Annotated in this window: 16 protein-coding genes and 3 tRNA genes; 12 read left to right on the top strand and 7 right to left on the bottom strand. The window is 40.3% G+C overall.

Annotation, left to right across the window (positions count from 1 at the left end; translation table 11 throughout):
* Nucleotides 1–131 precede the first annotated feature (131 nt).
* From ASE55_RS09120 to ASE55_RS09085, 8 genes are all read left to right on the top strand, one after another.
* Nucleotides 132–4,490, top strand: coding sequence for a CusA/CzcA family heavy metal efflux RND transporter (locus ASE55_RS09120; protein WP_128414542.1), 4,359 nt, complete (start codon nt 132–134; stop codon nt 4,488–4,490).
* A 1-nt stretch (nt 4,491) separates the two neighbouring features.
* A complete protein-coding gene (locus ASE55_RS09115; protein WP_056218202.1) occupies nt 4,492–5,739 on the top strand; it encodes an efflux RND transporter periplasmic adaptor subunit in 1,248 nt (415 codons plus the stop codon).
* A gap of 12 nt (nt 5,740–5,751) precedes the next feature.
* Nucleotides 5,752–6,171, top strand: a complete 420-nt coding sequence (locus tag ASE55_RS09110) for a Fur family transcriptional regulator (RefSeq protein ID WP_056218200.1) — start codon at nt 5,752–5,754, stop codon at nt 6,169–6,171.
* A gap of 44 nt (nt 6,172–6,215) precedes the next feature.
* Complete coding sequence (locus tag ASE55_RS09105) at nt 6,216–8,183, top strand: heavy metal translocating P-type ATPase (RefSeq protein ID WP_056218198.1); 1,968 nt, start codon at nt 6,216–6,218, stop codon at nt 8,181–8,183.
* Between the two features lie 165 nt (nt 8,184–8,348).
* The gene (locus ASE55_RS09100) at nt 8,349–8,711 is read left to right on the top strand and encodes a hypothetical protein (protein WP_056218195.1); all 363 of its coding nucleotides are present in this window, start codon (nt 8,349–8,351) and stop codon (nt 8,709–8,711) included.
* Between the two features lie 218 nt (nt 8,712–8,929).
* Nucleotides 8,930–9,205: a YHS domain-containing protein gene (locus tag ASE55_RS09095; RefSeq protein ID WP_056218192.1), complete on the top strand. Its 276-nt coding sequence runs from the start codon at nt 8,930–8,932 to the stop codon at nt 9,203–9,205.
* Nucleotides 9,192–9,872 (top strand): SCO family protein, encoded by a 681-nt coding sequence (locus ASE55_RS09090; protein ID WP_056218191.1) that lies wholly within the window; start codon nt 9,192–9,194, stop codon nt 9,870–9,872. Before ASE55_RS09095 ends, ASE55_RS09090 begins: the two co-directional genes overlap by 14 nt.
* Nucleotides 9,873–9,981: 109 nt before the next feature.
* Complete coding sequence (locus ASE55_RS09085; protein ID WP_056218188.1) at nt 9,982–10,656, top strand: superoxide dismutase; 675 nt, start codon at nt 9,982–9,984, stop codon at nt 10,654–10,656.
* A gap of 588 nt (nt 10,657–11,244) precedes the next feature.
* On the opposite strand, the gene ASE55_RS09080 is transcribed toward ASE55_RS09085, so the two are convergent.
* From ASE55_RS09080 to ASE55_RS09055, 6 genes are all read right to left on the bottom strand, one after another.
* Nucleotides 11,245–11,316: transfer RNA gene (locus ASE55_RS09080), tRNA-Glu, on the bottom strand.
* Nucleotides 11,317–11,414: 98 nt separating this feature from the next.
* Nucleotides 11,415–11,486, bottom strand: a tRNA-Glu gene (locus ASE55_RS09075).
* Between the two features lie 11 nt (nt 11,487–11,497).
* Nucleotides 11,498–11,752, bottom strand: coding sequence for a 30S ribosomal protein S20 (gene rpsT, locus ASE55_RS09070; protein WP_027387243.1), 255 nt, complete (start codon nt 11,750–11,752; stop codon nt 11,498–11,500).
* A 66-nt stretch (nt 11,753–11,818) separates the two neighbouring features.
* On the bottom strand, nt 11,819–12,139 hold the full coding sequence (locus ASE55_RS09065; protein ID WP_056218185.1) for a hypothetical protein: 321 nt from the start codon (nt 12,137–12,139) through the stop codon (nt 11,819–11,821).
* Nucleotides 12,140–12,478: 339 nt separating this feature from the next.
* Nucleotides 12,479–12,550: transfer RNA gene (locus ASE55_RS09060), tRNA-Glu, on the bottom strand.
* Nucleotides 12,551–12,606: 56 nt separating this feature from the next.
* Nucleotides 12,607–13,893, bottom strand: coding sequence for an N-acetylmuramoyl-L-alanine amidase (locus ASE55_RS09055; RefSeq protein ID WP_056218182.1), 1,287 nt, complete (start codon nt 13,891–13,893; stop codon nt 12,607–12,609).
* Nucleotides 13,894–13,959: 66 nt separating this feature from the next.
* Between ASE55_RS09055 and ASE55_RS09050 the strand changes: the two genes are divergently transcribed.
* The 3 genes from ASE55_RS09050 (at nt 13,960) to ASE55_RS09040 (ending at nt 17,445) form a co-directional block, all read left to right on the top strand.
* Nucleotides 13,960–16,548, top strand: a complete 2,589-nt coding sequence (locus ASE55_RS09050) for a putative LPS assembly protein LptD (protein WP_056218180.1) — start codon at nt 13,960–13,962, stop codon at nt 16,546–16,548.
* Between the two features lie 67 nt (nt 16,549–16,615).
* Nucleotides 16,616–16,996, top strand: a complete 381-nt coding sequence (locus ASE55_RS09045; protein ID WP_056218177.1) for a RidA family protein — start codon at nt 16,616–16,618, stop codon at nt 16,994–16,996.
* Nucleotides 16,996–17,445, top strand: coding sequence for a hypothetical protein (locus tag ASE55_RS09040; protein WP_056218174.1), 450 nt, complete (start codon nt 16,996–16,998; stop codon nt 17,443–17,445). The genes ASE55_RS09045 and ASE55_RS09040 overlap by 1 nt, the downstream gene beginning before the upstream one ends.
* Nucleotides 17,446–17,526: 81 nt before the next feature.
* Here the strand turns inward: ASE55_RS09040 and ASE55_RS09035 are convergent, their stop codons facing one another.
* Nucleotides 17,527–19,053 carry a trypsin-like peptidase domain-containing protein gene (locus tag ASE55_RS09035; RefSeq protein ID WP_056218172.1) on the bottom strand — a complete coding sequence of 509 codons (1,527 nt, stop codon included), beginning with the start codon at nt 19,051–19,053 and terminating at the stop codon, nt 17,527–17,529.
* A gap of 329 nt (nt 19,054–19,382) precedes the next feature.
* On the opposite strand from ASE55_RS09035, the gene ASE55_RS09030 reads away from it, so the two are divergent.
* Nucleotides 19,383–20,735: a rhodanese-related sulfurtransferase gene (locus tag ASE55_RS09030; protein ID WP_056218169.1), complete on the top strand. Its 1,353-nt coding sequence runs from the start codon at nt 19,383–19,385 to the stop codon at nt 20,733–20,735.
* Nucleotide 20,736 lies beyond the last annotated feature (1 nt).

Genomic DNA, 20,736 nt, shown 5'->3' with positions numbered 1-20,736 from the left:
TTAATGACTGCCTGTCTTCATTTTTGCCGGATACAATGCTTTTGCGATCTTACAACAGTCAGCTGTTAAAGAAAACCTCTGCATATTTCGTGTTTAACATCAACAGGCAGTCACAAATTAAATCTCAATTTGTGTTAGATAAAATCATAAAATTCAGTATCAAAAACAAGATCGTTATTGGTATGATGACCTTGTTGCTGGTAATCTGGGGTGTTTGGAGCGCGACAAGATTACCAATTGATGCCGTTCCTGATATTACAAATAATCAGGTTCAGATTATTACAGTGTGTCCGGCTTTAGCGGGGCAGGAAGTTGAACAGCTGGTTACTTTTCCTATTGAGCAAAGCATTGCCAATATTCCCAACATCGAAGAAACAAGAAGTATCTCAAGGTTTGGGCTGTCGGTAATTACCGTTGTTTTCAAAGAAGAGGTAGATCCGTACTTCGCCCGTCAGCTGATTAATAAAAAACTAAAAGAAGCTGCAGAAGACATTCCGGCAGGAACCGGAACCCCTGAACTTGCTCCTGTAAGCACAGGCCTGGGTGAAGTCTATCAGTATATTCTTCATCCGCGAAAAGGAAGTGAAAATAAATATGATTCCAGAGAGCTCCGGACCATGCAGGACTGGATTGTCCGCAGACAGCTTAACGGAACACCCGGAGTCGCGGAAGTCAACAGTTTCGGAGGGCAGCTCAAACAATACGAAGTGGCTGTAGATCCCAACCGCCTTAAAGCAATGGGGGTAAGCATTACCGATATTTTTAATGCGCTGGAAAAAAATAACCGCAATACAGGTGGTGCTTATATTGATAAAAAACCGAATGCTTATTTTATCCGCGGAATCGGGGTCGTTACTTCACTGGATGATATAAAGAACACTGCCGTAAAAAATGAAACGGGGAGCGTCCCTGTTTTTGTGAAAGATGTGGCAGAAGTACATTTTGGCAGTGCCGCGCGTTACGGAGCCATGACGTACAACGGAAAAGTAGATGCGGTGGGCGGAGTGGTTATGATGCTAAAAGGAGACAACAGTAATGAAGTGGTTAAAAATATCAAAGCAAAAATCCCCACCATTCAGAAATCGCTCCCGGATGACATTGTCATAGAGCCTTTTCTTGACCGGACCGACCTGGTAGGCAGGGCAATGGAAACCGTAGAAAAAAACTTAGTGGAAGGTGCCCTGATCGTTATTTTTGTCCTGGTCATTTTCCTTGGGAACCTCCGGGCAGGATTGATTGTTGCTTCGGCAATCCCGCTTTCTCTATTATTTGCATTGGGAATGATGAATGTCTTTGGGGTAAGTGCTAATTTGATGAGCCTCGGAGCCATTGATTTTGGTCTGATCGTAGATGGAGCGGTTATTATGGTTGAAGCCACGCTTCATCATTTAGGCCTGAGAAAATCTGTACAGAAGCTTTCTCAGAAAGAAATGGATGAAGAGGTTTTTCTTTCTGCTTCAAAAATCAGAAACAGTGCTGCTTTCGGAGAGATCATCATCCTTATTGTTTATATCCCGGTTCTTACTTTGGCAGGTGTGGAAGGTAAGATGTTTACGCCTATGGCAAAAACAGTGGGGTTTGCTATTTTGGGGGCACTGATTTTATCATTAACGTACATCCCGATGATGAGTGCTTTGTTTTTATCTAAAAGCAGAACATGTAAAGAAACGTTTTCCGATAAAATGATGAGGAGGCTACAGCAGGTGTATCAGCCTCTGCTGAAAAAAGCAGTCAGCATAAAATATCTTGTCGTTTCAGTTACTCTGGCAGTCTTTATTGTTACGGTATTTATTTTTAAAAATATGGGCGGCGAATTTATTCCCCAGCTACAGGAGGGAGATTATGCATTTCACTGCATTTTACCGCAGGGAAGCTCATTAAGCCAAAGTATTGAAACTTCAATGCAGGCTTCCCGAATAATCAAAGAATTTGAAGAAGTAAAAATGGTTATCGGGAAAACAGGTTCTGCAGAGGTTCCTACTGATCCCATGCCGCCCGAAGCTTCAGATTTAATCGTTGTATTAAAACCCCGGAGTGAGTGGAAGACCGATAAGTCCTATGAAGAGCTGTCAGATGAAATCCTGAAAAAACTGGAAGTTATTCCCGGTGTGTTTTTTGAAAAAAACCAGCCGATCCAGATGCGGTTTAATGAACTGATGACAGGAGTGCGCCAGGATGTAGCCGTGAAAATTTTCGGTGAAAATTTAGATTCACTGGCAATATATGCAGATCAGGCAGGAAAAGTTATTCAGTCGGTTGACGGGGTAACCACTCCGCAAATTGAGCAGATCAGCGGTCTTCCCCAGATCAATGTAGCTTATGACAGGATACGGATGGCCAATTACGGATTGAATATTGAAGAAGTAAACGATGTGGTAAGCACCGCTTTCGCAGGAAAAAGTGCCGGTCAGGTTTTTGAAAATGAACGGCGTTTTGATCTGGTCGTCCGTCTTGACAGCCTGCACAGGACAAATATTGATGATGTGAATAACCTGATGGTTGCTACCCGTTCTGGAGCCCAGATCCCGCTTTCTCAGGTGGCTGATATCAGCTATAAACTTGGTCCCGCGCAAATCAGCCGTGAAGAAGGGAAGCGGAGAGTTGTCATCGGATTTAATGTGAAAGACCGGGATGTGGAAAATGTAGTGAAAGACATCCGGGAGAAACTGAATACCTTAAAACTGCCGTCCGGTTATTATTTTACCTACGGAGGACAGTTTGAAAACCTGCAGGCGGCAAGCCGGCGGCTGATGATTGCAGTGCCGGTTTCCCTGCTGCTGATCTTCATGCTGCTGTACGGTACTTTTCACTCATTCAGGCAGGCTGCTTTGATTTTTACTGCCATTCCGATGAGTGCAATCGGAGGTGTCTTTGCCTTGGTTATAAGGGATATGCCTTTCAGCATCAGTGCAGGGATCGGTTTTATTGCTCTTTTCGGTGTTGCTGTCCTGAACGGAATTGTTTTGATCAGCACTTTCAATGAATTGGAAAAAGAAGGCGAAAATGATATGGTGAAAAGGGTATTGGAAGGAACAAAAGCAAGGCTGAGGCCGGTTTTAATGACAGCCACTGTTGCCTCTTTGGGATTTTTACCGATGGCAATTTCTACAGGTGCCGGCGCAGAAGTGCAGAAGCCCCTGGCAACGGTAGTCATCGGCGGCCTGGTGACGGCCACTTTTCTTACTTTATTCGTTCTGCCCCTGTTGTATATTATTTTTAATTCGAAAATTTCGAGAAAAAGGATCGGGTTGAAACTAATAATGCCGGTTCTGATCATCGGATTTCTGCTTTCGGGACATGTTTTTAAAGCACAGTCGCAACAGCTTTCCATTGAAACGGCAATGGAAATGGCTGTAAAGAATAATCTAAGCCTTAAATCTAAAACCCTGAGCATACAATCTGCGGAAGCCCTTAAAAAAACGGCAAATGAGCTTCCCAAGCTCAATGCTGAGGCTCAGCTGGGACAGTACAACAGCCCGAAATTTGACCAGTCGGTTTCTATTTCACAGAGCATTCCTTTCCCTACTTTGTTCAGGGCAAGAAAAGAGCTGATTTCCGAGAGCGTCAAAAGCCGGCAGATTGACAGAGAGGTGGCAGTGAACGAACTGGTAAAGCAGGTAAGAACCTATTATTATCAGATTGAATACCTGCAGTACAATCAGTTAAAACTAAAAAATCTTGACAGCCTGTACCAGGATTTCATCCGGATTGCTACGGTAAGATTTAAAGCCGGGGATATTAAAAAGGTCGAAATCAGTACTGCAGAAACGCAGAAAGGTGAAATCAGTCTTCTATTAAGGCAGAATGAGGTGTATATACAGAATGCATACAAGAACTTAAGCATACTACTGAATACTACTGAAACTTTTGAGATCCCTTTGAATAAAGACTACCTCCCTTTACAGGCAGAAATAGTACTAGACAGTACATCATTCACCAATAACCCTGCGGTAAAATCTTTCTATCAGGAAATAGAAATTGCCGAAAAAAATAAAAATGTTGAAAAGTCTCAGGCGCTTCCCGAATTCAGCCTCGGTTATACCAACCAGTCATTGATCGGATTTCATACAGGAAATGGGCAGGAGCGGTTTTACAATGCAGGAGACCGCTTCAGTTCCGTAACCTTAGGGATTGCCATTCCGTTAAGTTTCGGAGCAGCAAAAGCAAGAATCCAGTCCTGGGAATATCAGAAACAGACGGCAGAAATCAATGCCAGACAGCAGCAGAAACAACTTTTGGCACAGTTGGAAAATACCCTGAACCAATACAGGCAGGATGTTCAGCAATATCATTATTATATCAGCCAGGCTGTCCCCAATGCGGAAAAAATGGTGAAGGCAGCGCAGTTAGGCTATAAAACAGGAGAAATCTCTTATGTGGAATATCTTTTTGCCTTACAGACCGCAACGAATATCCAGTTAAAATACTTAGAATCCATTCAGCAGGTTAACGAATCTGTGATTATGATTAACTCACTTATCAACAAATAGCATGAAACTTAAATACACAATCATATATTTTTTATGTACCGCCGTTCTTATGGTAAGCTGCGGTAAAAAAGAAAATGTACCTGAACATTCTGAACAGGAAACAGAACAAACCGAAGGCCATACAGAAAATCAGCAGTCAGTGGTTTCATTAACGGAAGAACAGATCAAAGCTGTCGGAATTACACTGGGGACAGTCGAGATGAAAGAACTGACTTCCACCATCAAAGCCAATGGCCTGCTCAGGGTTCCGAACAATAACAAAGCAACAGTAACTTCCCTGTACGGGGGAATCATTAAAACGCTCAATGTTCAGGTCGGGAGTTTTGTAAGAAAAGGACAGGTGATTGCAACCATAGCCAATCCGGAATTCATTCAGTTACAGGAAGAATACCTTACATCAGACAGCCGGATTACCTATGCGGAACAGGAGTACAGCCGGCAGAAAGAACTTTTTGACAATGATGCCGGTGCAAAGAAAAACCTGCAGAATGCACAGGCGGAACTTAAAGCCTTAAGGACAAAAAAAGCGTCTCTTCTGAAGCAGCTTCAGATGATGGGCATCAGTCCGGGAAAAGTGAGCAACGGAAATATGAGATCGGGTCTTGCCGTTACAGCACAGATTAGCGGTACCGTCAGCAGTATTTCCGCACAGATCGGCAGTTATACAGATATCTCTTCTCCGGTTGCAGAAATTATTGATAACCATTCCATCCATCTTGATCTTCAGGTATTTGAAAAAGACCTGCCTAAAATGAAGGTTGGGCAGGTGGTACATTTTAAGCTGACCAATAATCCGGAAATCGAATATGATGCAGCCATTTACAGCATCGGGTCCTCGTTTGAAAACGACAGCAAGACCATTTCCGTTCATGCTGATGTGACAGGAAATAAAACCGGACTGATCGACGGAATGAACATCACCGGAATCGTAAGCCTTGATAAAACCACAACTCCTGCCATTCCTGATGAAGCGATTGTAGAGGCAGACGGCAAATTCTACATATTTGTGGAAACCGCACAAAACCAGGAAACGGATCATGCACATTATAGTGAAAAAAATGAAAGCCGGGTAAAGCAGAAATCTAAAATCGTTAACTTTGAGAAGATAGAAGTGGTAAAAGGTTCATCTGATATGGGCTACACGGCTATTACTGCTGTAAAAGAAATTTCTTCCAAGACAAAAATCGCTGTAAAAGGAGCATTTTTTATCAATGCAAAACTGACCAATTCCGGAGAACATGAACATTAACAGACCTGCATTATGAAAAAAGATACCGAAAATAAATTAATAAATAAAAACACAAAACCCACCAGCATGAGGATTTTGGTGTATGATTTTCTAAACTCTCAGGAAACAGCTTTGTCTTTATCGGAAATTGAAAGTTATTTTGAAAATGCAGACCGCACAACCATTTACAGAACCTTAAAAACTTTTGAAGAAAAAGGAATTGTTCACAGCATTCAGGAAAATACGACCACTAAATATAAGCTTTGCCATGATGGCTGCAATGAAACTACCCATAAAGACCGGCATCTTCATTTTTACTGTAAAATCTGCAGACAGACCACCTGTAAAGAGGAAATTTCTTTTCCGGAGAATGTTCAGGCAAATTTCAGGATTGATGAAATACGGCTTTTCGCCAAAGGCATCTGTGAAAACTGCCTGGAAAGTTTGCAATAGTGTTGCATCAGATTTGTATTTAATTTTGATTAAAATTTTAAGTTATGGAAGAATGCTGCAGTACTGAACCGAAAAAACAACCTCAACATAACCACGATGATCATGAAGGTCATGAACACGACCATGATCATTCTCATGATACGGGAGATCAGTCAGCCTTTCAGATGTTTCTGCCTGCAATGATTTCCTTTACATTGCTAGTGATCGGAATTGTATTGGATTATTACATACAACCCGGTTGGTTTAAAGATTGGATCCGCCTGGTCTGGTATTTAATCGCTTATGTACCGGTTGGATTGCCGGTTCTGAAAGAAGCATATGAAAGTATAAGGCATGGCGATGTTTTTTCTGAGTTTTTCCTGATGGGAATTGCAACCGTCGGTGCCTTTGGGATCGGAGAATATCCGGAAGGGGTTGCCGTGATGCTCTTCTATTCCGTTGGTGAAGTTTTTCAGGCAATGGCCGTAACGAGAGCGAAAAGTAACATCAAAACCCTGCTCGACCAGCGTCCTGATGAGGTAACAGTCTTGAAAGACGGAAACCCGCAAACCCTGAAAGCGGAAAAAGTAAATATTGGGGAAATCATTCAGTTGAAATCCGGGGAAAAGTTAGGACTGGACGGCGAATTATTATCCGAAACAGCTTCATTCAATACCTCAGCGTTAACGGGTGAAAGTAAACCGGATACCAAAATAAAAGGTGAAACCGTCTTAGCCGGAATGATCAATCTGAATACCGTCAGCCAAGTAAAAGTCACCACAGCATACAAAGACAGCAAGCTGAGTAAAATCCTGGAAATGGTTCAGAATGCAACGGCACAGAAAGCTCCCACCGAACTCTTTATCAGAAAATTTGCAAAAGTGTATACCCCGATTGTTGTATTTTTGGCCATTGGGATTACGTTTTTGCCTTATTTTATTGTCGAAAATTATCTGTTCAGGGATTGGCTGTACCGTGCGTTGGTATTTCTGGTAATTTCCTGTCCATGCGCTTTGGTGATTTCCATTCCGTTAGGGTATTTTGGGGGGATTGGCGCAGGAAGCCGTCACGGAATTTTATTTAAAGGAAGCAACTTTTTAGATGTTCTGGCAAAAGTGCAGCATGTGGTCATGGATAAAACCGGAACGATGACAGAAGGTGTTTTCAAAGTACAGGAGGTTAATTTTAAAAATGACTTTAATAAAGATGAAATTTTAAAGTTCATCAATGCGCTGGAAAGTAAAAGTTCACATCCGGTTGCTACTGCCATTCATGAATACGCCGGCGAAATCGATCATACTGTTCAACTGGAAAATGTAGAGGAAATTGCCGGTTATGGATTAAAAGCTGCCGTTAATGCGAAGGAACTGTTAGTCGGGAATTTTAAATTACTCGACAGATTCAACATCAGCTATGACATCAAACCTGAAAATATCGTCTATACTTTAATTGCTGTTGCTTACGATAAAAAATTTGTCGGCTACCTCACGATTGCAGATTCCATCAAAGCAGATGCTCAGTTAACAATCAATAAATTAAAAGCATTACATGTCAAAACAACAATGCTCAGCGGCGATAAAACTTCCGTTGTACAATTTGTTGCCGGTAAACTGGGGATTCAAAATGCTTATGGAGACCTGCTTCCGGAGGATAAAGTAAATAAGGTCAAAGAAATTAAATCTAAAAAAGAAACCGTAGCTTTTGTCGGTGACGGGGTGAATGATGCTCCGGTTGTCGCGCTAAGCGATGTGGGAATTGCTATGGGCGGACTGGGAAGCGATGCAACCATTGAAACCGCAGATGTGGTGATTCAGGATGATATGCCGAGCAAGATCCCGATGGCGATCAACATCGGGAAGCAGACAAAAAAAATCGTCTGGCAGAATATTATTCTGGCATTTTCTGTAAAAGCAATGGTTCTGGCTCTGGGTGCCGGAGGTATTGCAACGATGTGGGAAGCTGTTTTCGCCGATGTAGGAGTGGCATTGTTAGCTATTTTAAACGCTGTAAGAATTCAAAGGATGAAGTTTTAAAAAAAGTCTCCCACGGATTACATTGATGATTGCGTATAATTTTAAAATAATTAAAATCTGTGCAATCTGTGAGAAATAAAATGCGTCAACAGAAAGAATGACTTTCATCATAAATGAACCATAAAAACCATTTCTGTAGTATATTTGTAAAGACAGAATTTACAATTGAGGTTTTTCATTTCCATATTCATCATTTTTACCATTGCAGTCCGTCCGGTTTTGCCGCTGGTAAATTATGCAGTGAACTATGAATACATCGTAAAAAACCTTTGTGAAAAAAAAGACATTCCGCAGTCTACCTGCAAAGGGAAATGCTATGTGGAAAAAGAACTGGCCAAAACCGAGAAGCAGTCCGGCAACCATCAGAATATTAAAATTTCCGGACTGGATGTCTTTGTTTCAAATGAAATCCTTTCATGTTCTGATACCATTCAACCGGGTGCTTCAGTAAAAAATCCTGATTCGGATTATATCAATTCTCATACTTCAGAATATTTTTCCCGGATATTCCATCCTCCTTTGGCTTAAATTTATTTTAAACTAATTATTTTTTATTTTAATCATTGAGCGTGATTAAGGTTTTAAGATATGCCTGCTGGAATACAAGTTAAAACTGTTTTGTTTCAATTAATCTTAACAGTTTATCTTTCTCCTTAGCGGTTCAAAATTAATTTACCACATTAAGTTCAGTTTAAAAACCCAGTCATTATTCATTTAGTACCCTTATTAATTAAAATTCAATTCAAATGAAATCAAAAATCATCATAACGGCATTATTGTCGGTTTCATTAATGGCGTGCGCCCAGGAAACGCCTAAAGTAAAGCATAAGAAAAGCAGTGCAGCCTCAAAATCTCATGCTCATAAAGTGAAGTTTGCCAACGAAGTAGATCCAATCTGTCACATGCCGACAGAAAGCGATATGAAAGATACGGCAGTGTATAAAAATAAAACGTACGGTTTTTGCAGTGTGTACTGCAAAGACGAGTTTAAAAAAGATCCGGCGAAATATGTCCAGAAGTAAAAAAGAAAACAACAGCAAACGCAAAGTGATTATTCCCATTGTAATTATTGCTTTATTGTTTTTAGGGATCGGTGTCGGAATGGGCTATTTTAAAAAGAATCTTTACACGGTGATGAAAGTCCCGGATTTTGAACTTACCGATCAGAACAGCAAAAAGATCACCAGTAAAGATATGTTGGGAAAAGTATATCTGGTGGAGTTTTTCTTCAGCAGATGTCCCACGATTTGCCCGGTAATGAATACAAATATGAAGGCAATTGAGAATGAAATCAATAACCCTGATTTCGGAATAATCTCCATAAGCATCGATCCGGAAAATGATACTCCGGAATTATTGAAAGAACATGCCCGGAAAATCGGTGTCAAATCCCCGAACTGGCATTTTCTTACAGGAGACAGGGATTATATCGGCAAAATAGCAGACCAGTTTAATATTTATGTCGGGGATAAAGAAGATGAAAGCGAAAGCCTGAACCACAGCGGGATGATTGCACTTGTTGATCAGGAAGGAAATATCCGCTGCAGATATAACAAGGATAATATGCCGATTCTGTATTACTCAGGTTTGAATTATGAAGACCCGGAGGGAAAAGTACCGAAACTGACCGGCAAATACCATCCTGACCGGGAACTGTTAATTGAAGATATCAGGAAATTGCTTAAGTAATAGTAGGAAGTCAGGAGAGGGAAGCTGGAAGTTATATTCGGCACGATATTATTTCTCAGGCCTCCGGACGTTAATAAATAATTGTTAAATAAACCATAAACGAAACATTATGAAGATTATGAAAGTAGCTGCTTTAAGTGCAGTATTTGCGGCGCAGTTTGCATTCGCACAGTTTAAGCAGACAGCTCTGCCTTATGCTTACAATGCACTGGAGGGAAATATTGATGCGCAGACCATGGAGATTCATTACTCAAAACATGCTGCGGCCTATGTTGCCAACCTGAATAAAGCCATTGCCGGAACGCCGCAGGAAAAGCAGACGTTGTTCCAGATTATGTCAAATGCTTCAAAATTGAGCCCTGCTGTCAGGAATAATGCGGGAGGTCATTACAACCACGAACTGTTCTGGACGGTTCTTACACCTGAAAAAAATACGCAGCCGTCAGCTAAGCTTACCAAAGCGATTAATGATGCCTTCGGAAGTATGGACGGTTTCAAAGAGAAGATGAGCAAAGCGGGAGCTGACCGTTTCGGATCAGGATGGGCATGGCTTTCTGTGGATAAATCCGGGAAACTTTTCGTCTCTTCAACACCCAACCAGGATAATCCTTTGATGGATGTGGTAGACCAGAAGGGAACGCCTATTTTTGGAATTGATGTCTGGGAACATGCGTATTACCTGAAATATCAAAATAAAAGAGCAGATTATTTAACAGCGATCTGGAACGTAACCAACTGGAAAGAAATCAGCAGAAGGTACGAGGAAGCGGTAGCTAAAAAATAATAATAAACTTAATTTACAGCATGTTCCTAGCCTTATTGGGGCATTATATCTCTAATACTGTCGGTTGGAATATGCTGTACATTATGAATGTACCTCTGAAGTTAAAACAAGTCCATGCTTCATTGTAATGGAAAATATTACCTTAACAAGGTTTTGCAAAAATCAGCGGTGCCAATTCTTTTTCTTTCAGTGAAACAAAAAAACTCAGGATAGGAAATCTTCCATTTTACATTCTTCCTGACCGTACAGAAATTATAACTACAAAAGTATTTCTCATTTCAAATTCATCTACAAGCAGGCTACTCTTTTCTGTCTTAGATCCTTTTTTCAGACCTCAGCTTTTTCAAATCAATTTAATTGATCCATCCTTTGCTCCCTAAACAGGCACAATTAAAATTAAAACTTTGCGTTAAAATATTCATCATATTAATTTTTTTATTAAGAAGTCGTAGGATGAGATATGATTTTGATTCTATGATTTATCTTCTGTCGTAGCACAGGAATTATCAGGCCTGAATTGAGTTTAATTGATTATAAAGGTAAATTGATAACAATAAAAAAGAGATCCAAAAAATGAATCTCTTTAAGTAGCCCGTAGGGGAGTCGAACCCCTCTTACCAGAATGAAAATCTGAGGTCCTAACCGATAGACGAACGGGCCATCTACCAAACTGTAAATAAATCTACAGGGTTAGTTTTTTTGTTTTTATAAGTTTACAACTCTTATTTAATTACCCGGTTAGCAGTAACTAAAATCAGTAGCCCGTAGGGGAGTCGAACCCCTCTTACCAGAATGAAAATCTGAGGTCCTAACCGATAGACGAACGGGCCAGCTATATTGATTAAGCCAGTTTGTTAACGTGCTTAGTTAATTTGCTTTTTAAGTTAGCCGCTTTGTTTTTGTGGATAATATTTCTCTTAGCTAATTTATCCAATAAAGCGATAACCTTTGGCAGTTGTTCTGCAGCAACAGTTTTATCTTCTTCATTTCTTAACCCCTTAATTGCTGTTCTAGCAGTTTTGTGGTAATATCTATTACGAACTTTTCTTACTTCGTTTTGTCTGATTCTTTTTAATGCTGATTTATGATTTGCCATATCGTTCAAATGTGAGTGCAAAAGTAAAAACTTTTTTTTTATCTACCAAATAATTTTTTAAAAAAATTAATTTTCGTTTGATAAATATTTTCTGAGTTTATCGATCGCCTGTTCTATTTTAATATTCTCTTCTTCTCTTTCTAATTTTTTGATGGTGCTTTTCAGCATAACCATCGCATTGTTCCATTCTCCGGTAGTATTGGTGAGGGTAAATCCGTCAATCGTTACTTCAAAATCAACTCTTTCACCTGTCCTGTAAAGCCTGAAACTTATTTTGTCATCACTGCCTGTTATCCCATCTTCATTGATCTTTAAATCGTAACTTTTTGGGTTCGAGTGGATTTTCTTAAAAAGGAGCTTTGCTTCCTGTATTTTTAAATCCGGCATGATCTGAAATTTGGTATCTGCAGAAAATCAAGCTCTTCAAATACATCTGTATTTACTGTTAACTTAATGTCTCTGTTAGACGGTGCAAATATAATATTTTTCTGATATTAAAAAAAGATTATTCACTAAAATCATGCTGATTTTTGCTCAATATCCTTAAAATTACGGTTCATTGCCCAGCAATATCCACTGTTTGTGATGCTTAAATTATCCGGTGACTGTTCATTAAATGAAAAAAATATCTGATTTTTTAATTGTTTATGTACCGAGGTTTATAAATAATTCCCCCGTTAAAAACAAAAAAAGCTCTGTAAAAGAGCTTTTAAGTAGTGCCTGGCGTAGCCTATAGGGGAATCGAACCCCTGTTGCAAGAATGAAAATCTTGAGTCCTGACCACTAGACGAATAGGCCAAATTTTGAGGTTGCAAAAATAACCATTAACTTTTTAACTTCAAAATTATTTCTTATTATTTGAAAACTTTTTGGATCACCGTATTCTTAATGCCTTTAGCTTCAATATCTTTCTGAAGCTTCACTGCATCTTCCAGAGTATACGCTTTTCCGTAAGTATAATAAAAAACGCCGTTTTCTTTATTTCTTTCCACGTCTTTAAGGGTCTGTATAATGAATGAATTGCCATTCAGTTTATCTCCGCTGTACACTTCAAGCGTATAATATCCGGCATTCATCTTCTGGTTAGGCATAAATCCTACCGCATATGCATTCCTGAAGCCTGCATCTTTAGCCGTTTTAATATTGATGTCCCGTACGGAAGCCAGATTCGTTACGCCGTAATAATATTTGTACTGTCCGTTTTCCTTAATCGGCAATATGTAATTGAGTCCTTTTAAAGCCGGATCGCCGTCATTATATTTTGTCGGAGAACTTAAAAGTAAAATCCTGAAATCATTCTTTAATGCAACTTCTGCCAGCCTGTCAGGCTCGGGCTTCTTCACAACATAGGAATTACCGGATTTTCTGTCGACCGCTTTTTTATAATCAATGATCGCTTTGTAAATACTTTCTGAGATCTCATCCTGTCCTTTTTCCGAGGCTAAATAATGGCTTTCTTCCGGATGGTTAATAAACCCGGTTTCTATAAGTACGGAAGGCATGGCATTCATACGGAGAACGTGAAGGTTTTTCTGGAATACTCCTCTTGAAGTTCTTTTATCCTTATTGACGAAATTGTTTTCCACCAAGCCTCCCAGCAGCAGGCTGGATTCAAGATACCGGCTTTGCTGAAGCTTCAGGGCAATTAAAGATTCCGGGGAGCTTGGATCATAAGAACCGAAGGTCTGCTTATCTTTTTCATCCAGGAAAATTACGTCGTTTTCCCTTTTGGCCACTTCCAGGTTGGTGTCATTCTGGTCCGGGCCCTGTACAAAAGTTTCCGTTCCGTAAGCCGTCGGCCTTTTTGATGAGTTACAGTGAATGGAAACAAATAGGTCTGCCTTGCTCCTGTTTGCCAGGTTGGTCCGGTCTGATAAAGAAGGGTATTCGTCAATTTTCCTTGTGTAGATTACTTTAAAATCTTTATTCTTCTCAAGCATTTCGCCCACCTTCAGGGTAATGGCAAGGGTAACATCCTTCTCTGCAATCCTTCCGATATCAGCGTAGGTTCTGTTGGCCCCGTGATCACTTCCTCCGTGTCCGGCATCTAAAACAACGATAAATTTTTTCTGTGAAAAAATAAAGTTACTGAACAGAATAAGGAGAAATGATAAAATTATTTTAAAATTTACTTTGTGCATCTTACAGTGTTAAAAATTATATTAATTTTGGGCCTTAATTGTATATCATAAATATAACAAAATAAATTGGCCAAAACCGTCTTCAAAAATATATTACAAATTTTAATTATCCTAATTTTTAACAATTTTTTAGCACAGCAAACTCCTGAAAAATTGCCCGAAAATGTGGCTAATGATACTATTGCAAAGCAAGATACTGTTATCTTGAAAAAAGAAGCCCTTGATGATGTCATGCAGACAAAAGCAGACTATAACCGGAGGGATTTTCAGAAAAAAATGATTTACCTGAATAAAAATGCGCAGGTAAAGTACCAGGATGTGCAGATTGACGCAGATTATATCTCTATAGATGAAGAGAAAAGCCTCATGTTCGCGCGCGGCAAGCAGGACTCACTGGGCAGGTTTATAGAACCTGCAGTAATCACACAGGCCGGCAAAAAATATGAAACCGACCAGTTTCAGTACAATACCAAAACCAAACAGGCCATTGCTTTCAATGCCAGGACAGAGGAAAGCGAAGGGGTAATTGTCGCCGAAAAAACAAAAAAGTATAATGATTCCGTCTTTGCCATGAGGCGCGCCAACTATACCACTGACGATTATTTCATCAAGAAAAAAGATACGGCAGCAGATTACCACCTGCGGGCTTCCAATATCAAACTGGTAAAAACAAGAAACAAGTCTTCAATTATCTCAGGACCGATCCAGATGTATATTGAACAGGTCCCAACACCTTTGGTGATGCCTTTTGCCATCCTGCCTTTTTCAGATAAAAGGTCTGCCGGTATCCTGATCCCGAGTTTCGGGGAAAGACAGGATGTAGGGTTCTTCCTGAACGGACTGGGCTACTATCAGCCGATCGGGGAGCATTTTGACCTTAAAATCCTTGCCGATATTTATACGAAGGGAAGCTGGAACCTCAGGCCGGAAATGAATTATATAAAAAAATACCGGTATTCAGGTAATTTCTCAGCAGACGTAGGAACTGCAGTGCGTGGTATCAAAGGGCTGGATGATTACGGGAAGACCAGTACCTACAGGATTGCCTGGAGGCATACCCAGGATACAAAAGCCAATCCTTTTCTTACCTTTTCGGCTTCAGTGGATATTGTAAGCACCAAGTTTTACAACAATACTTTAAATAACAATTACATCCTTAACCAGAATGTTCTGAACACCCAGCAAAACTCTACGGTTACCATTACCAAAAGATTTTTGAAGCTGCCGGCAACCATTACCGGTACGGCTTCCTACTCGCAGAACTTTGCGACAGGACTGTCAGATCTTCGTCTGCCGCAGATGAATGTGGCCATCAACCAGTTTTACCTGTTCGGTTCCAAAACAGGAGTGCGTCAGGGCTTATTGGAGAATATCACCGTAAACACAGGGTTAAATTTAACGAACTTTGTACAGACCGATGAAGGCGAATTGTTTACTGCAGCCATGTGGGAAAAAATGCAGACTGGCCTGAGGAACAATATTGCTTTGGGGACCAATACAACCTTAGCCAAATATTTTACGTTCAGTTTGGGAGCTAATATTGACAATGCCTTAACGACAAAAACACTTAAAAAGTATTATGATCCCATCAGGAATGCGACCGTAAGCGAAGTAGATAAAGGAATTTCCGGATATTCTACCTTCTCCACTACAGCAAGTCTCCAGACTACCTTATACGGAATGCTGAACTTTAAAAAAGGATCTGCCATTGAAGCCATCAGGCACATGATGACCCCAAGTATAGGGTTTACTTATTCACCGGATTTCGGAGGATCCGGTTTCGGGTATTTCAGGAATTACTATGATGCCAGCGGTGCTTTGACACCATATTCTATTTTTGAAGGAGGAATTGTAGGAAGCCCGAGCAGCGGAATGGTAGGTGCATTAGGTTTCAACATCGGGAATAATATTGAAATGAAGGTAAAGTCTAAAAATGATTCCACAGGGGTGAAAAAACTGAAGATTTTTGAATCTTTAAACCTTTCCGGAAGCTATAACTTTGCAGCAAAAGACCATCCGTGGTCCATTATTACCATCAATGGGCAGTCTTCTTTCTTCGATAATAAATTAAGTGTCAACACAAGCTTATCTTTAGACCCGTACAAAGTGATTTACCTTCCCGGCCAGGACACCGGAATCAGGACAGAAGATTTCGGAGGTTTCGGGATACAGGGATTCAACGTGCAGATGTCTTATCCGCTAAGCAGCGAAATATTCGGGGAGAAAACAGATTATTCTAAAAAATACCAGGCAAAAGGAGAAGTCAGGAATGAAAATTATTATTTTGATGATGACAATTATGCCCACTTTGATCAGGCCTGGACTTTAAATATCAATGCCAATTACGCTTTCACCAAAAGCTCAGCATCAAGGACGCCTACCAGGCTGGCTTCGGTGGGGCTGGACGGAAGTCTAAAGCTTACCCCTTTCTGGAATATCAACGGCAGTACGCATTATGATATGGTCACCAAGCAGCTGGCTTATACAAGAATCGGTTTTTCCAGAGACCAGCGAAGTTTTACCATCAACTTCAACTGGGTGCCTTTCGGCCAGTATAAGGTCTATGATTTCTTTATCGGGATCAAAGCCAACATCTTAAGTGATGCATTAAAATACAAGGACAGAAGTTTTACCCAGCCTAATGCACCATTCTAGCATCAGATTTGATATCTGGTATGGAAATAGAATATAAATTTTATATTTGCACCCAAAATAAATTCTAATGAAAAAAATAATCAACACGGTTAATGCTCCCGCAGCAATCGGGCCTTATTCACAAGCCAATATGGCAAATGGCGTGTTATACATCTCCGGACAGATTCCGGTAGATCCTGCAACCGGTAAACTGGTGGAAGGTATTGAAAAGGAAACGCATCAGGTGATGAAAAACCTTGAGGCCGTTCTTACAGAAGCCGGCATGACTTTTAAAAATGTGGTGAAAGCAACCATCTTCCTTAAAAGCATGGATGATTTTGCGGTAATGAATGATATTTATGCTTCATATCTGGATGCAGAAAGTTATCCGGCCCGTGAAACAGTACAGGTTTCATGCCTGCCAAAAAATGTTGATATCGAAATTTCCATGATCGCACATCAGGATTAATGAACTTCTTAAGAAATACAATTGCGGTTATCGTAGGTCTCGGAATTGCCGGACTTATCATCACTCTTGGTATAAGAGCATTTCCGCAATGGGTTACTTTTGAAGCTTTTGCTCCGTTTGAGCACTGGCAGAAGTTTCTTCAGAGCATGCAGAACGATGATGCCTTTTTCGGCTTCCTCTTGTTCGTTTCCGGCCTGGGAACTACTGTTGGGGGAGTAGTTACGGCTATCATTGTAAAATATGCAAAAGTGGCCTATGCCATTCTCATCGGTTTCATCATGCTGTTTATAGCCATGCTGGATGTTATTGTCTTTCCTTACCATCCTACGTTCTATAAAATTTCTATTTTCCTTACTTTTTTTCCCTTCGCGTGGATGGGAGGTAAAATTGTAGAAGTTATTTATGAACGGAAAAAGAAACGGAGAATCGCTGAAAAAATAAATAGGTAAATCATACATAAAAAACGCTGCTATTAAATAAAATAGCAGCGTTTTTTTGATATGGAGTGAAGTTAAGTTTCTCTCTTCTGATTAAGGCATTTTAAAACCTCTCGTATAAATCTGTCCGTAGGCATCCACAAATTTTACAGACACATTACCTGAATATTTATCAAGGATCTTTTCAACATCTTTCTGCGAATTAACAGGCTTACCGTTGATTTCAATAACAATATAGTTATCAACAATTCCTATTTTGGCAATCTCGCTTCCTTCGGTAACATTGGTCGCGATAACCCCGCTGTTTAATCCGTAATCGGTTTTGAATCTCTCATCCAAAGGTTTGAACTCAGCCCCGATTTTTTCCGTTACGCTGAGGTCTGCTTTCGTTCTGGCGGAAGTTCCTCCTTTCTGGTCTCTTAAAGTAACGGTAGCAGTCGCTTCTTTACCGTTTCTCAGATAGGTTACCATTACTTTGTCACCCGGACGTTTGCTTCCGATGGCAATTGAAAGATCAGCAAAATCTGTAACGGCAGTGTTGTCAATTTTGGTAATTACGTCACCTGTTCTGATGCCCGCATCTTCGGCGCCACTGTTATCCCCAAATCCGGTTACGTAGACTCCGGAACCTGCTTTAATATTGGTTTTATTCTGTTTGTTATAACCCGCTACCTGCATATCATTGGATAAATCCAGGGAAGTTACCCCAAGGAAGCCTCTTTGTACAATCCCGAATTTCTTAATGTCCTCGACAATTTTTCGGGCTAAGTTTGAAGGAACCGCAAATCCGTATCCCTGATAATATCCGGTTGTCGACTGTATCGCAGAGTTAATCCCGATAAGTTCACCAATGGTATTCACCAAAGCACCTCCTGAGTTACCCGGGTTAATCGCCGCATCCGTCTGGATAAAGCTTTCAATCGGGTTGGCTGCTTTTCCCTGAGATCCTAAGATCCCGATGCCCCTGCCTTTTGCAGAAACAATACCTGCGGTTACCGTAGAGTTAAGGCCCAGCGGGTTTCCAACTGCAAGTACCCATTGTCCTACTTCAATATTGTCTGAATTGGCGAAATTTAAATACGGCAATCCTTTTTCCTCAATTTTCAGCAATGAAATGTCTGTATTAGGATCAGTACCCACCAATGTTGCGATATAAGATTTTTTGTTGCTCAGTACCACTTCCAGTTTATTGGCACCTGCCACCACGTGGTTATTGGAAATAATATATCCGTCCGGAGAAATAATAACCCCTGATCCCATTCCTGAAGGCATATTGTCCGGCATCTGCTGTTTCTGTCTCTGCTGGCCTCTTCCACCAAGCGGATCGCCGAAGAAGAAATCAAAAAGATCCTGTTCCGAAGCCCTGCTCGTTGATCTGGACTGGTAGTTTTTAATGGTTACCACCGCCGGGACTGTTGTTTTGGCTGCTTTCACAAAATCATCACCTACTGCTGCCGTATTCATGCCTGCAAAAGAAACATTGGGTGCAGATTTGGTAAAATAAGACTCATCCCCGTTGGCAGAATCATGATTGAAATATTGTAGTGTTCCAACGGTAGTAGCTCCTGAAATGACGCCTACTACAGCAAATGGTAATAGTTTTTTTAAAGTACTCTTCATTGTATATCTTTCTTATTGTTTTTTATAATGGATTAATTCTTTTTATTGTAAACAAATTTAATGCTAAATCAGTAGATACTTAAAGTGTAATGTTTCATTTTTAACTAAAATTTAACAGGATAAGCAATACTTAATACATTATGTCATAATTGTTAAAACCGATATTAACAAACATTAAAAATTTATTAAAGACAAAATGTCATATATAAGATGTATTGTCATCAATAAGGTTAAATATGACAATGAAATAATTCACTATTGTCATACTTTGAGACGCCGTGAAAAATTATTATATTTGCAAAAATTTTCTCACTTAAAACGTTTATAGCATGCAACTGTATAACACCTTAAGCGCAGAAGAAAGAGCTCAGCTTATTGATGAAGCCGGTAAGGAACGCCTTACGTTGTCTTTCTATGCGTATGCCAGAATTGAAGATCCCAAAAAATTTCGCGACGAATTATTTATAGCCTGGAACGCCCTTGATGCCCTTGGCCGTATTTATGTGGCCCACGAAGGAATCAATGCCCAGATGAGTGTGCCTGCAGATCAGTTCGAAGCTTTCCGGGATACGCTGGAAGTATACGATTTTATGAAAGGCATCCGTTTAAATGTAGCGGTTGAGCACGATGACCATTCCTTTTTAAAACTGACGATAAAGGTCCGGAATAAAATTGTTGCCGACGGCCTGAATGATGATACTTTTGATGTTACCAACAAAGGGGTGCATCTGAGAGCGCAGGAATTCAATAATCTATTGGAAGACCCCAATACAATTGTAGTGGATTTCAGGAACCATTATGAAAGCGAAGTCGGGCATTTTGAAGGAGCCATCACTCCCGATGTAGAAAATTTCAGGGAAAGTTTACCGATTATCAATGAGCAGTTACAGGATTTCAAAGAAGATAAAAACCTGTTGATGTACTGTACAGGCGGGATCCGTTGTGAAAAGGCCAGTGCCTACTTTAAGCATCAGGGTTTTAAAAATGTTTTCCAGCTCGAGGGCGGAATTATCGAATATGCGCGTCAGGTAAAAGAAGAAGGTGTCGAAAGTAAATTCCTGGGGAAGAACTTTGTGTTCGACCATAGATTAGGCGAAAGGATTACAGATGATATCATCGCACAATGCCACCAGTGCGGCAAGCCTTGTGATAACCATACCAATTGTGCCAATGATGCCTGTCATTTACTGTTTATCCAGTGCGACGAATGTAAAGCTGCTATGGAAAACTGCTGTTCAGACAAATGCCTGGAGACGATCCACTTACCATGGGACGAGCAGTTAAAATTAAGAAAAGGACTACAGGTTGGGAATAAAGTATTCAGGAAAGGGAAATCTGATGCGCTGAAATTTAAAAAATCAGGTGCGCTGCCTGACCAGCCGCTGGCAAAAGCAGTGACAAAAGATATCCGCATGAAAATATCCGTTAAGAAAGTTCTGCTCGGAAAAGCAGAGCATTATTATACAAAATCAAAAATTGCCCAGTTTTTAATTGAAAACAAAGAGCTTTCAGTAGGTGATAAAGTACTTATTTCAGGGCCTACCACCGGCGAGCAGGAGATTACCATTACTGAGATTTTTGCAAACGGAGGGCCTTGTGAAACCGCAAAACCAGGCGATCAGGTTACTTTTGAACTTCCGTTCAGAGTTCGTTTGTCTGATAAATTATATAAAATTTTATAAG

Origin of the sequence: Chryseobacterium sp. Leaf201 (assembly GCF_001421435.1) — a bacterium.
In the GTDB taxonomy this organism is placed as follows: Bacteria; Bacteroidota; Bacteroidia; order Flavobacteriales; family Weeksellaceae; genus Chryseobacterium.
This window is presented reverse-complemented; position numbering and strand designations above follow the sequence as displayed.

Coding starts and splice junctions, on each gene's coding strand:
- ASE55_RS09115 (WP_056218202.1), top strand. CDS start 4,492: ATGAAACTTAAATACACAATCATATATTTTTTATGTACCGCCGTTCTT.
- ASE55_RS09110 (WP_056218200.1), top strand. CDS start 5,752: ATGAAAAAAGATACCGAAAATAAATTAATAAATAAAAACACAAAACCC.
- ASE55_RS09105 (WP_056218198.1), top strand. CDS start 6,216: ATGGAAGAATGCTGCAGTACTGAACCGAAAAAACAACCTCAACATAAC.
- ASE55_RS09095 (WP_056218192.1), top strand. CDS start 8,930: ATGAAATCAAAAATCATCATAACGGCATTATTGTCGGTTTCATTAATG.
- ASE55_RS09090 (WP_056218191.1), top strand. CDS start 9,192: ATGTCCAGAAGTAAAAAAGAAAACAACAGCAAACGCAAAGTGATTATT.
- ASE55_RS09085 (WP_056218188.1), top strand. CDS start 9,982: ATGAAGATTATGAAAGTAGCTGCTTTAAGTGCAGTATTTGCGGCGCAG.
- rpsT (WP_027387243.1), bottom strand. CDS start 11,752: ATGGCAAATCATAAATCAGCATTAAAAAGAATCAGACAAAACGAAGTA.
- ASE55_RS09065 (WP_056218185.1), bottom strand. CDS start 12,139: ATGCCGGATTTAAAAATACAGGAAGCAAAGCTCCTTTTTAAGAAAATC.
- ASE55_RS09055 (WP_056218182.1), bottom strand. CDS start 13,893: ATGCACAAAGTAAATTTTAAAATAATTTTATCATTTCTCCTTATTCTG.
- ASE55_RS09045 (WP_056218177.1), top strand. CDS start 16,616: ATGAAAAAAATAATCAACACGGTTAATGCTCCCGCAGCAATCGGGCCT.
- ASE55_RS09040 (WP_056218174.1), top strand. CDS start 16,996: ATGAACTTCTTAAGAAATACAATTGCGGTTATCGTAGGTCTCGGAATT.
- ASE55_RS09035 (WP_056218172.1), bottom strand. CDS start 19,053: ATGAAGAGTACTTTAAAAAAACTATTACCATTTGCTGTAGTAGGCGTC.
- ASE55_RS09030 (WP_056218169.1), top strand. CDS start 19,383: ATGCAACTGTATAACACCTTAAGCGCAGAAGAAAGAGCTCAGCTTATT.